Source organism: Vibrio quintilis, from assembly GCF_024529975.1.
In the GTDB taxonomy this organism is placed as follows: Bacteria; Pseudomonadota; Gammaproteobacteria; order Enterobacterales; family Vibrionaceae; genus Vibrio; species Vibrio quintilis.
Genome location: NZ_AP024898.1, coordinates 310,563 through 322,599, shown reverse-complemented (window position 1 = coordinate 322,599; position 12,037 = coordinate 310,563). Strand labels below are relative to the sequence as shown.

General features: G+C 49.1%; 11 protein-coding genes. 5 read left to right on the top strand and 6 right to left on the bottom strand.

Annotated elements, in window-relative coordinates; genetic code table 11:
- Positions 1-16: 16 nt before the first annotated feature.
- The 4 genes from proX (OC443_RS20025) (at position 17) to OC443_RS20010 (ending at position 3,849) form a co-directional block, all read left to right on the top strand.
- On the top strand, positions 17-1,021 hold the full coding sequence (gene proX / locus OC443_RS20025; RefSeq protein ID WP_073583429.1) for a glycine betaine/L-proline ABC transporter substrate-binding protein ProX: 1,005 nt from the start codon (positions 17-19) through the stop codon (positions 1,019-1,021).
- Positions 1,022-1,121: 100 nt separating this feature from the next.
- Positions 1,122-2,129: a glycine betaine/L-proline ABC transporter substrate-binding protein ProX gene (proX, locus tag OC443_RS20020; RefSeq protein WP_083601633.1), complete on the top strand. Its 1,008-nt coding sequence runs from the start codon at positions 1,122-1,124 to the stop codon at positions 2,127-2,129.
- A 122-nt stretch (positions 2,130-2,251) separates the two neighbouring features.
- Positions 2,252-3,259 (top strand): glycine betaine/L-proline ABC transporter substrate-binding protein ProX, encoded by a 1,008-nt coding sequence (gene proX / locus OC443_RS20015; protein ID WP_073583431.1) that lies wholly within the window; start codon positions 2,252-2,254, stop codon positions 3,257-3,259.
- A gap of 155 nt (positions 3,260-3,414) precedes the next feature.
- Positions 3,415-3,849 (top strand): MarR family winged helix-turn-helix transcriptional regulator, encoded by a 435-nt coding sequence (locus OC443_RS20010; RefSeq protein ID WP_083601644.1) that lies wholly within the window; start codon positions 3,415-3,417, stop codon positions 3,847-3,849.
- 284 nt (positions 3,850-4,133) lie between these two features.
- Here OC443_RS20010 and OC443_RS20005 read toward each other — a convergent pair whose 3' ends face one another.
- The 3 genes from OC443_RS20005 to OC443_RS19995 form a co-directional block, all read right to left on the bottom strand.
- Complete coding sequence (locus OC443_RS20005) at positions 4,134-4,694, bottom strand: GNAT family N-acetyltransferase (RefSeq protein WP_083601634.1); 561 nt, start codon at positions 4,692-4,694, stop codon at positions 4,134-4,136.
- A gap of 181 nt (positions 4,695-4,875) precedes the next feature.
- On the bottom strand, positions 4,876-5,601 hold the full coding sequence (locus tag OC443_RS20000) for a riboflavin synthase subunit alpha (RefSeq protein ID WP_073583434.1): 726 nt from the start codon (positions 5,599-5,601) through the stop codon (positions 4,876-4,878).
- A 148-nt stretch (positions 5,602-5,749) separates the two neighbouring features.
- Complete coding sequence (locus OC443_RS19995) at positions 5,750-6,232, bottom strand: aminoacyl-tRNA deacylase (protein WP_073583435.1); 483 nt, start codon at positions 6,230-6,232, stop codon at positions 5,750-5,752.
- A 193-nt stretch (positions 6,233-6,425) separates the two neighbouring features.
- On the opposite strand from OC443_RS19995, the gene OC443_RS19990 reads away from it, so the two are divergent.
- Entirely contained in the window at positions 6,426-7,535 is a 1,110-nt protein-coding gene (locus tag OC443_RS19990) for an acyltransferase family protein (protein WP_073583437.1), read from the top strand.
- Between the two features lie 57 nt (positions 7,536-7,592).
- On the opposite strand, the gene OC443_RS19985 is transcribed toward OC443_RS19990, so the two are convergent.
- The 3 genes from OC443_RS19985 to OC443_RS19975 all read right to left on the bottom strand — a co-directional run bounded on the left by OC443_RS19985 (position 7,593) and on the right by OC443_RS19975 (position 12,037).
- Positions 7,593-9,182 carry a methyl-accepting chemotaxis protein gene (locus tag OC443_RS19985; protein WP_073583739.1) on the bottom strand — a complete coding sequence of 530 codons (1,590 nt, stop codon included), beginning with the start codon at positions 9,180-9,182 and terminating at the stop codon, positions 7,593-7,595.
- Between the two features lie 286 nt (positions 9,183-9,468).
- A complete protein-coding gene (locus tag OC443_RS19980) occupies positions 9,469-10,629 on the bottom strand; it encodes a M20 family metallopeptidase (RefSeq protein WP_083601636.1) in 1,161 nt (386 codons plus the stop codon).
- The gene (locus tag OC443_RS19975; RefSeq protein WP_073583438.1) at positions 10,622-12,037 is read right to left on the bottom strand and encodes a M20 family metallopeptidase; all 1,416 of its coding nucleotides are present in this window, start codon (positions 12,035-12,037) and stop codon (positions 10,622-10,624) included. The genes OC443_RS19980 and OC443_RS19975 overlap by 8 nt, the downstream gene beginning before the upstream one ends.

Genomic DNA, 12,037 nt, shown 5'->3' with positions numbered 1-12,037 from the left:
ACAACCGGAGAACAACATGAACAATACATGGAAGACCTTGCTTACAACGGCAGGATTAGTTCTGACGACATCGTGGACATCACAGGTGTGGGCAGAAAACTTACCCGGCACTGGTATTTCTGTTCAGGCCGTTCAGTCAACAATTGCTGAAGAAACATTTCAGACTCTCCTTGTGAATAAAGCATTGCAGGCGCTGGGATATGATGTCCAGCCGACTAAAGAAGTCGATTACAACGTTGCTTACACATCCATTGCAAAGGGCGATGCGACTTTCCTTGCAGTAGGCTGGTTCCCGCTACATGACAATAAATACAAACAAGCTGGCGGCGATGACAAATTCTTTGTTAACGGTACTTATATCGCCGGTGCAGCTCAGGGTTACCTGATTGATAAAAAAACAGCACAGCGCTACGGCATTACCAATATTGCCCAGCTCAAAGATCCCAAAATTGCCAGGTTGTTTGATGCCAATGATGACGGCAAAGCCGATCTCAGCGGATGTAACCCTGGCTGGGGATGTGAAGGTGTAATTGAACATCAGCTGGATGCTTTTGGTCTGCGCAACACAGTCACACACAATCAGGGCAATTATTCTGCAATTATGGCAGATACCATTGCCCGTTACAGAAAAGGGGATTCCATTCTGTATTACACCTGGACACCTTACTGGATTAGCGGCGTGTTGGTTCCGGGCAAAGATGTGGTCTGGCTGGAAGTCCCATTCTCTTCCCTGCCAAACAGCAATCAGGATACACAGTTGCCAAACGGTAAGAACTACGGCTTCCCGATGAATAGTATGAAAATCGTTGCAAATAAAGCATTTGCAAAGGAAAATCCGGCAGCAGCTAAACTGTTCTCCGTGATGAAAGTCAACATCAATGATGTCAGTGCAGAAAATATGATGATGAGCAAAGGGAAAAATACCCCGGCAGATATTGAAGCCCATGCCAATGGCTGGATCAAAGCCCATCAGAAACTGTTCAATTCATGGATCGAACAAGCTAAAGCCGCAGCGAAATAACCGTGGACGGTGCCATGCAGATAAACATTAACTCATCACGTTTGTCTGTATTGGTCCGGCCAGAACACATTTTTACTCATTTAGTGCAAGGACATGACACATGCAAATTCACTGGAATAAAGTTTTCCCGGCCGGAGCTATCTTTTTATCAGTGGCCAGTGCTCCCGTACTGGCGGACAAGTTACCGGGAGAAGGCATTACCGTTCAGCCGGTCCAGTCAACAATTGCTGAAGAAACCTTTCAAACCCTGATTGTCAACAAAGCAATGGAAGCGCTGGGTTATCAGGTTTTACCAACCAAAGAAGTTGACTACAATGTCGCCTACACATCGATTGCCCGCAATGATGCAACTTATCTGACCGTCGGCTGGTGGCCACAGCAGGAAAGTAAATTCTGGAATGCCGGTGGCTATGACAAACTCTACATGAAAGGCCAGTATGTGACCGGGGCCGCTCAAGGCTATCTGATCGACAAAAAAACTGCCGACAAATACCACATCACCAACGTTGCACAGCTCAGTAACCCGGAACTCGCCAAACTGTTTGATACCGACGGAGATGGCAAAGCTGATTTAACCGGATGTAATCCTGGCTGGAGCTGCGAAGATGTCATCACCAATCACATCAAAGCTTACAAACTCAGCAAAACTGTCACACAAAATCAGGGCAATTATGCGGCATTAATTGCCGATACTATCTCCCGTTACCGCACAGGCAAGCCCGTTTTATATTACACATGGACGCCTTACTGGGTCAGTGGCGTTCTGGTTCCCGGCAAAGATGTGGTCTGGCTGCAGGTCCCTTTCTCATCCCTACCGGAAAAGCATAAGCAACTGGATACCAGCCTGCCGAATGGTAAAAATTACGGCTTCCCGATGAACTCAATGAATATCATTGCGAACAAAACGTTTGCGGAAAAAAATCCGGCGGCGGCCAAACTGTTTTCCATCATGAAGCTCAGCGTCAACGATATCAGTGCTGAAAACATGATGCTAAGACGGGGTAAAAACACACCGGCAGATATTGAAGCCCATGCTAATGGCTGGATCAAAGCCAACCAGAAACGCTTCAATCACTGGATTGAGCAGGCCAAAGCTGCGGCGAAATAAATCCATTGTCCACCAGGAGAGTGTCAGGAAGTCACTCTCCGTATCCGGGAGCCATTCGCGCTGCCAACCGCTGTTTTTTACCCGATGTAAGTTTTACCAACCACTCATCTCAGGAGAAAATGATGCAACATACATGGAAGACTGTTCTCATTACCGGAACGCTGGTATCTCTGTCATGGAGTTCTCTGGTACAGGCAGAAAAATTACCCGGTGAAGGCATTACCGTCCAGCCGGTTCAGTCAACAGTCGCTGAAGAAACGTTCCAGACGCTGATTGTCAATAAAGCAATGGAAGCACTCGGATACAAAGTCCTGCCCACCAAAGAAGTTGATTACAATGTTGGTTATACATCAATCGCAAATGGCGATGCCACTTATCTCGCTGTCGGATGGTTTCCCCTCCACGAAGGGAAGTACCGGCAGGCTGGCGGTAACGACAAGTTTTATGTCGCCGGTCAATATATATCGAATGCGGCTCAGGGATATCTGATTGATAAAAAAACAGCGCAGCAATACAAGATTACCAATATCGGGCAGCTGAAAGATCCGGCTATCGCACAACTGTTTGATGCCAATGGTGACGGGAAAGCCGATTTGAGTGGCTGTAATCCGGGCTGGGGTTGCGAAGGGGTGATTGAACATCAGCTGGACGCATTTGGATTACGCCAAACAGTGACCCACAATCAGGGCAATTATGCCGCGATCATCGCTGATACGATCACCCGCTATAAAAATGGCAAACCAATCCTGTATTACACCTGGACACCATACTGGGTCAGTGGCGTTCTGGTTCCGGGCAAAGATGTGATCTGGCTGGAAGTCCCCTTCTCTGCCCTTCCCGGAGCCCGTAAAAACGTCGATACAACACTGGCAAATGGCAAAAACTATGGTTTCCAGATGAACGCAATGAAGATCGTCGCAAACAGGAAATTTGCCGAAGAGAACCCGGCTGCAGCTAAGTTATTTGCCGTCATGAAGGTCGATATTAATGATGTCAGCAGTGAAAACATGATGATGAGTCAGGGAAAAAACAGCCAGGCAGACATCGAAAATCATGCAAACAGCTGGATAAAAGCCCATCAGATGATGTTTGATTCCTGGATCAAACAGGCAAAGGATGCGGCAAAATAACCTGTTCGTTCCGGAAGTCACTGTTATTGAAATACATTGTTGTTGAAACACATTGTCGTGGAAACAGAGAGTTGTTGAAGCAAAGAGCCGTTGAATTGAGATAACAACTTCCGGATTCACTATCGTACAACCGCGCCACCAGAGGAATGATGACATTGGAAAAACACGAAGAACTTCTGGTCGCACTCAGGCAGATTATCCGTATCTTTGATCTATACTCCAGACAACTGACTAAAGAGTATGGCCTGACCAGTCCTCAGTTAATTCTGATGCATTCGATTCGTCATTCTGAAAATCAAACCATTCGTGAACTGGCCCATCAAACCAACATGAGTCAGGCGACGGCAACCAGCATTCTGGACCGGCTGGAAAGCCGCGAATTTGTCGTCCGGGTCCGGGATCAAAAAGATAAAAGAAAAGTACACGCGATGCTGACTGACAGAGGCCGGGCCGTACTGACTGAAGCCCCGCAATTGATCCCTCAGGATTTTATTAATAATTTTCAATCACTTGAGCAATGGGAGCAAAACCTGATTCTGTCTTCGCTTAAACGCGTGGCAGCGATGACACAACCCGCCCCGAAAGACTGATAACAAAAAAAAATCCCCCATCAGGATCCAGACACCGGCGCCATGTGAACAGCGGATGACATTTTATCCTCTCAAACATCCATCGTCTGAGTTCATCATGATCAATGATCATGATATAGAAAGCAGTATCATGTGCTGCATTTCAGAATATCATCACGGCATCCCGACGAACCCTGAAAGGGGGGAGATAAACGTCAGTTGGACATAAGAGCAAACGACTCCATTGCTCTGATATCTTTTATACCGTAACTCACCGGTCCGAACCCGGTGAAACCGATGAATATTTAACCGAATTCTTCGGCAAGCATCCCATAAACTTTTGAGTTCATATAAACGCCTTCTTTCTTAATATGCTGACGCAATTCTCCTTCATAACGCATACCAACCCGTTGTAGCACCTTCTCTGAATTCAGGTTGTGGCTGAGATAAAAGGCATAAATACGATGCAGGGAAAGCCGGTTAAAACCATACCTCACCACCAGCCTTGCTGCGGCAGTCGCATGGCCACACCCTCTGAAAGGCGAGCCAAGCCAGTAAGCCAGCTCTGCATTTTCAAACCGGTAATTAATATCCAGTAACGACACAACGCCCATGATCTGGTTGTCGTGGCGTCGCCGGATGGTAAAGGTAATTCCCCGCCCTGACTGACGATCCTGATCAAGACGCTGAATCCAGCCTTCGGCCCAGTCATCAGGTAACGGGTATTGAATACTCAGGCTGGTGGATGCAATCAAAGGATCATTGGCTAATGTCTGAATCGATGGTGCATCGCTCTGACGGACTGGCACCAGCGCCAGGTTGTCATTCATCAGCAGCGATGACTCTGTCAGTTCAAAATCAATCATCAGTTTACTCCGGTCATACCCGCAAAGCGCAGTCACTGCCTGAATGACCCGCTCTGCATGATTTATCGAACAGAAAACAACCTGAGTGGTAATCTTCAGGTTGTCAAAGCGTACAATATATCCGGATATCCGATCCGGATATTGCGCGGCATATCATAGAATCGGGAAACCGGCACAGATTTCAGGAAGAAGATTTTGGATCTTTTTCATTCAGGCGGATATTCTGCCCCAAATCCCCCAGGTCAACGCCTTTTTCTGCCAGTAACTGCTCTATCGCCGGCAGTAAATCACCCAGGCTTTCATGCAGCGTGTCGCGTACCGTATCGACCACAACCTGCGTTCCCCGCTCAATTTCCACATTGATCAAATCACCAGCCTGTTTAGCTTCAAACGTTGTCATCCGGCGGGTTTCCGGTATCAGCCAGACCTCAAACCAGCCCGCCTGCTTATCTACCGCAGAAACGGTCAGGCTGGCACCATTCAGTGCAATATAGCCTTTAGGAAACACATACCGCTTCCATTCGTCAGAGATGCCAAAGCGGATGCAGTAATTATCCTCCTGCTGCATCACATCAAGCAGCGGGGTCTTAAAATCAACATGGCCCGATAACGGATGGCCGCCAATCTCTGCGCCATCTTTTGCGGCACGTTCAACATTCACCTGTGCGCCCTGCGGATAATCACTCAGGGTTGTAATCCGCAGGCTCTGCAACATCACATCAAATTTGACCCGTGTCGGGGAAAGGATTTCCGTAACTGTCAGACAAACACCATCAACAGCAACACTGGCACCAATCTCCAGCCCTTCACAAAAACCAGGTTCAAACTCAATCACAAAGGTTCTGATGCCGCGTAAATCACTGACTTCGGCTAAAGAAGCAACCGACTGAATAATACCGGTAAACATAGAACTATCCTTAATTATCTGGCGTTGAAAGACTGCATATTTACTACGATTACCGGACTGCGTCCAGTCATAGATTCATGGGGTATTCTATACCCCAAAAACCTGAAGAGACCGGGGAACAGGGAAGTATCCACTTCCCCGTATTCCGCTAATGAAAAACCTGCCTGCTGAATCCCAAACACCGGCTGTGATGCCCCATCAGTTTGATGAACGCTTCTCTGTCCAGCTTAATTAATGTTTCATGGTCACCAGCTTCAAGATAAACAAACTCCAGTTCTGCCAGCGATTTATCATAAACAACAGGCAGATGATAGATATGGCCAACAGGCGGCACCGCACCATTTTCACAGTCTTCAAACATTTTATATATGTCATGTTCTCTGACCAGATGAAAACTGGCGAGCAATGCCCGGTTGAGTGTCGGCATATTAATATTTGCATTGGCGGGAAGTACTGCCATCAGGTGCCTTCCTTCGTGGTCTTCCAGAATAACTCCTTTCGCAAGACTCACCGGCAAAATATTGGCAGCCATCGCACTGTGAAGGGAACTATGGCTATGGTTGTGTGTCACTGTCTCAAAATCAATATGATTATTTGACAGGTAATGATCAAGTCGGGTTGCTATGGTCATAATAACCTCCGCATTCTGTATACCCTCTTTGAGTATATAAGAAGAATTCCCGCTCAACCAATTTGAGCCACTCACAATCTACAGGCTGGTTTTCCAGACCTGTCAGACAGTTTACGTTTCTGTGAAAAGCACTTAATATGCACATGATCTAATAAAAACTATCTCTAATTATCAGCGAATCAACAGGAAGCCTATGACTTATTTACTTTCAGACCATACCCGCCACCGGGATAACAATTTCAATCTCATCCGCCTGATTGCAGCCTCTCTGGTATTGTTCAGCCACAGTTTTGCCCTGACAGGCCATACAGAGCCGTTAAGTACCACTCTGAAGATGACCTTGGGCTCTATTGCGGTAGACATTTTTTTTATTACCAGTGGTTTCTTAATCACCGGCAGTTATCAGCAGCGGAATAATTTACGCCACTTTTCAGCTGCCCGGTTTTTAAGGATTTATCCGGCTTTGCTGGTTGCCATCAGTTTCTGTATCCTCGCCGGAGCCATTCTCACACCCCTCAGGTTACCGGATTACTTTTCAAACGGACAAACACACGAATTCATCTTCAGGAATCTGACACTGTTCTCCGGTGCGGGATTCCTGCTTCCGGGCGTATTTACTGAGCTGCCGTTTCCATTTGTTGTCAACGCATCACTCTGGACACTCCCTTATGAAGTCTGGATGTATGTCCTTCTGGCACTGTTAATGCTCATCACATCTTTTATCAGCAAATGTCTGCCCTCTGCATCGGTGAAGCGGGTCTTTGCCGTCATCGGCGTGCTGGCCGTGCTGATTCATATCATTGATCACTTTCTCCCGACGGCACCAGCCGGACCGGCATCCTCTTCCGCACCACCGGTAGTTGAGAATTTTATCCGGATGTTTTCAATGTTTTTTGCCGGCGCGGCACTGTACCTCTGGCGGGATAAAATTTATCTGTCAGCCATCAGGCTGATTTCAGGATTGATGCTGCTGGTCGTTTGCGCTTTCTGGCAGGCGGATGTCTTCTTTGTACTCTACTGTCTGGTTTTGCCCATTTTGCTGCTTCTGCTGGCATATGTACCACAAGGCAACATTCGCCGTTTTAATCAGTCCGGCGATTACTCCTACGGGATTTATATTTACGCTTTCCCGGTGCAGCAGTTGATCGTCACCGCCATTCCTGGTGTCTCTGTGCCGGTGATGATTGGTCTGTCTTTCGTGATTACACTGCTACTTGCGATGCTTTCCTGGCATTTGATCGAGAAAAAAGCGCTGCGGATGAAAGAGCGCTGCATATCAAATCAAGCCGTACAGAACGCCTGAGCACCAACCACAGACTTACCCGCACCTGCCGGTAAGTCTGACTCCGTGCCATCAGGATCAGAGCTGAAAACGGGCTAAAGCTTTATCCAGATGCCGGGACATATCCGCCAGTTTCTCACTTTCCTTCGCCAGCAGGCTGGCCGTGCCGGAAACTTCAGAGGCAGCGTCATTAGCACCGGACAAATTCCGGTTCATTTCCTCAGCAACAGCACTCTGTTCTTCAGAAGCCGATGCGATCTGCACTGTCTTGTCACTGATATGCTGAATATGTTCAACAATCGTGCTGATATCCGCACCACAGCGTTCGGAACAGGTCACACTGTCGCCCGCAAGTGCCTGACTTTTCTCCATCATATCCGCGGTGCCTTTCGCCACTTTCTGCAGGCGATCGACCGTTTTCTGAATATCTTCTGTTGAAGTATTGGTCCGGCTGGCAAGATTGCGGACTTCATCAGCAACCACCGCAAACCCCCGCCCCTGCTCACCGGCCCGGGCAGCTTCAATCGCAGCATTGAGTGCCAGCAAATTTGTCTGTTCAGAAATACCGCTGATGACCGATGTCACCTCACTGATTTCCATCACCCCTTCATTGAGCTGAGCGACATGCTGCACGGCATTTTCAAGTGCGTCTGACAACGATTTGATACTCTCAATACTCTGAGTCACATCATTCTGCCCCAACTGAGCTTCATCTGTTGCATTCACTGTATCTTTCGCTGTCGCTTCAGCATGGCCGGCCACTTCACCCACCGTTGCACTCATTTCATTCATAGCGGTCGCCAGCTGGTTGAGTTGATCCCGTTGTTCAGTAACCGAGTGGCTGGTTTCTTCGGCAGAGGCAGAAATACGCATCGCTGCTTCGGAAACAATCCGGGCTGATTCGACAGATTCTTTCAATGCTTCCCGAATCGAATTAATACCATAGTTCGTTCGCTCCGCAAGCCAGCCAAACTCATCTTTCCCCAACACGGGGATATTGGCCTGAATACGTCCGGCAGCAACACTCTCCATGGTTTCCACCACCGACTGAAGCGGCCGGGTCACTGACCGGGTAATGATCATACCCAGCAGGCAAATAACCAGCACACCCGCCAATGCCGTCAGCCCCATCGTCCAGAGCTGGGTATTGATTTCCCGGTTTACATCATCCAACAGCATGCCTGTCCCCAGAATCCATCCCCAGGGCGAGAAGTGATGCATAAATGACATTTTCTCGGTTTTGGTCCCGTCTTTTTTCTCCCAGGGATACAGATAAACACCGCCGCCGGGTTTTAATCCTTCCTCGACCAAAAGCCGCCAGTGTGGCGCAACATTTTTCTTTCCGATCAGATTTTTCAGACGGGAGTTAATCAGAAGGGTCGTATCTTCGGCCATCACAAATACATAGTGATCGCCATTGAACTGAATTGATTCAATAAGTCGCTGAGCACGGTCTTGCGCCTCTTTGGGGGAATAGGTCTGGTTCAGATAATTGAGCTGACTGATGGTCGTTTCCAAAACAGCTTTCAGTCGCTGCTTCTTTTCTTCAATCAGATTATTCTTTAGCTCATACTGAGAAATATAAAGCAGAATACAAAAACCAATGACGGAAGCTACGATCAGAAACGCCAGCTTCCAGCTGACCTTAATATTGCTGAAATTAAATATCACGGGATCACCTTAGCCAGTTTATATAATGATAATACTCACTAAGTTTAGGCATGGAATGGCGATACTGACTAACTTTCAGTCAATAAATGGCATATCAATTCACCGGAATATGCATAACTGATTATTTAATAAGATGATTTCAAAGTAAGAAAATGCCTGTCAATGTATTCATATCTATATATACCCAAGCAACCTGAAGATGCATCAGATTCCAGACGTTTCCCCGGACTGAGCACAGCATTTGCCATCACCCGGCGAACGGTAAACGCCCGAAATTTCTGAATCAATCAGCCAGTGTGATCAGACACCGCCCGACAATCACCGCCCGTTCCACCAGCGTGGATAAATCACAATACTCCCGCTCGGTATGTGCATGTCCGCCGACAGGACCGGTGCCGCATAACGTCGCAATCCCCATCGAAGCGGTCCAACCCGCATCAGAGCAGCCTCCGGTAAATTCTCCATCAACTTCCACCCCAACCTGCCGGGCCTGAGTACGATAGAGGTCAAGTAACCGTTCACTCATCCGGGCTTCAAAGGGCAAGAATCCGGCAATCTTTGTCAGTGAAGCCAGGACACCAGGCACCCCGTGCTGTTCCACACAAGCATGAAGTGTTTCTGCCAGTTGCTCCCCCTGTTCCCGGGTATTAAAACGTACATCCAGCATCGCAGAGGCCTGTTGAGCGACCGTGTTTGGCGTGGTTCCGCCGGAGATTAACCCGACATTGGTGGTGATCCCGGCCTGATAGTCTGTCAGCCGGTGCACCGACTGGGTGATTCGCGCCAGCGCTTCTATCGCACTGGCTCCGTCAGCATGATTAACTCCGGCATTCGCCGCCCTGCCGGTGACATCAATCCGGTAGCTGCCGCCGCCTTTACGGGCGCTGACCACATTGCCGGACACCCGCCCCGGCTCGGCATTAAACACCGCGTCCGCCCCAGCCAGATACCGGCGAATCAGGTGCTGACCATTTGGTGAACCGATTTCTTCATCCCCGGTTGCCATCATTTTCAGTGTAAATGGCAAAGGATGCTGCTGATGCAGGCGATGAAAAGCCATCATCAGGCAGGCATTTATCACCAGCCCGGCTTTCATATCCGCTACACCCGGCCCATATGCTTTTCCGTCTGCTTCCCGGTAAGGGCGCTCAGCCACAGTGCCTTTGCTGAACACCGTATCCATATGCCCGGTCAGAAAGAAAGTCTGACCGGTCTGACTGCCCACCTGAGCCAGCAGTGCACAGGTATCCTGTTCATCCAGCCGCTGCACCTCAATGCCAGCCTGCGCCAGCACATCCGCCAGCCGGTCACGCACTTCCCTGACATCTGCCGGATCATGACTGAATGAATCAATATTCACCAGCACTTCGAGCAGTTGTTTCATCTCTGATTCGTAATCGCGCAACCAGCCCGATACCGATTCAATCATTCCCTGTTTATTCATGGCGCTGCTCCCTGAGCGATAAACCTGTTTCACCCAAATCCCAGAATACCCCCGTCATCAATTGCAGGCTTTCCCGCATCACAGAGCCTAAGATATGTTCATTCGGACCATGTTGTAAACAGGCCGGATAAGAATGAGGCACCCAAAGCGTCGGCAACCCCAGCGTATTGGCAAAGCAGTCATTCGGAATCGAGCCACCGAGGTTCGGTAGCAGCGTGGTGGGTTTACCGGTCGTCGCTGAAATTGATGCCAGAATCCAGGATACCCAGCGATCATTCGGGTCAAGACGGGTCGCCGGCATCAAATGCATTTTTCCGGTCACCACTTCAATGTCGTCAAACCCCTGTTGATCAAGATGGCGACGAATCGTTTGCAGAAAGTTGTCACTGTCACTGCCGACCACAAAACGGATCTGCGCATGCAGTGTCGCCTGTCCCGGAATCGCATTCAGCGGCGCAGCAGGATTCCCCACATTCATGGCTAAGATTTCCAGCGTATTCCAGCCAAACACCTGCTCTGCCGGAGACAAATCCGGTTCTCCCCAGTCCGGGGAAATTTGCGGATCATCCGGTCCCTGCCCGACCGGAATATCTTTCACCGCCTGCCTGACAATCTCCGGTAAATGATCCGGCAGCAACCCCGGCACCAAAATCCTGCCATTGGCATCAACCATCGTCGCCCATGCATTGGCGAGACGCGTCGCCGGATTCACCAGCAAACCACCCCAGTTACCGGAGTGATGACTGCCTTCACGCAGCTTCAGCTGCAAATCAAAATTCATCGCACCGCGCGAGCCGAGAAATACCGTCGGCAGTGTGGCACCGACCCGCGGGCCGTCTGAGGCAATAAACAGATCAGCTTTTAATTTTTCCTGGTAGTCGGCACAAAACTCTGCCAGCCCCGGCGAACCTGCTTCTTCACCCATTTCCAGCAACACTTTGACATTGAATCCAAGCTGACCGCGTTGCTGCAACACCGTTTGCAAGGCCGCCAGATTGACCGAGTGCTGACCTTTATTATCGGCCGTTCCACGCCCGTACCAGTAATCACCATCTGTGACCAGCTGCCAGGGGGATAAACCTTCACGCCATTCATCATCATAACCCAGCACCACATCACCATGACCGTAAGTCAGCAATGTGACAGCATCCGGGTCTTCAATCCGCTCAGCAAATAAAAACGGCCATGCATCCGGGTCTCCGGCAACCGGATTAGGCAGGATTTCACACACAAATCCCATGTCAGTCAGCGCGGGAATCATGGCGGTGATCAGATAGTCTTTTAAAGCAGCCGTCCCTTGCGGGATTTGACTCTGGCTGGGAATCGCAACCCGTTCTTTCAGCGTCTGCAAAAAGGCGCCGGATTCAAAATACCGGGTAACCTGTTCGATGGCTTGTTCGCGACTCAT

What these genes read in the sequence shown, in the direction of transcription:
- proX (WP_073583429.1), top strand. Translation starts at nt 17, where the DNA reads ATGAACAATACATGGAAGACCTTGCTTACAACGGCAGGATTAGTTCTG.
- proX (WP_083601633.1), top strand. Translation starts at nt 1,122, where the DNA reads ATGCAAATTCACTGGAATAAAGTTTTCCCGGCCGGAGCTATCTTTTTA.
- proX (WP_073583431.1), top strand. Translation starts at nt 2,252, where the DNA reads ATGCAACATACATGGAAGACTGTTCTCATTACCGGAACGCTGGTATCT.
- OC443_RS20005 (WP_083601634.1), bottom strand. Translation starts at nt 4,694, where the DNA reads ATGATTGATTTTGAACTGACAGAGTCATCGCTGCTGATGAATGACAAC.
- OC443_RS20000 (WP_073583434.1), bottom strand. Translation starts at nt 5,601, where the DNA reads ATGTTTACCGGTATTATTCAGTCGGTTGCTTCTTTAGCCGAAGTCAGT.
- OC443_RS19995 (WP_073583435.1), bottom strand. Translation starts at nt 6,232, where the DNA reads ATGACCATAGCAACCCGACTTGATCATTACCTGTCAAATAATCATATT.
- OC443_RS19990 (WP_073583437.1), top strand. Translation starts at nt 6,426, where the DNA reads ATGACTTATTTACTTTCAGACCATACCCGCCACCGGGATAACAATTTC.
- OC443_RS19980 (WP_083601636.1), bottom strand. Translation starts at nt 10,629, where the DNA reads ATGAATAAACAGGGAATGATTGAATCGGTATCGGGCTGGTTGCGCGAT.
- OC443_RS19975 (WP_073583438.1), bottom strand. Translation starts at nt 12,037, where the DNA reads ATGAGTCGCGAACAAGCCATCGAACAGGTTACCCGGTATTTTGAATCC.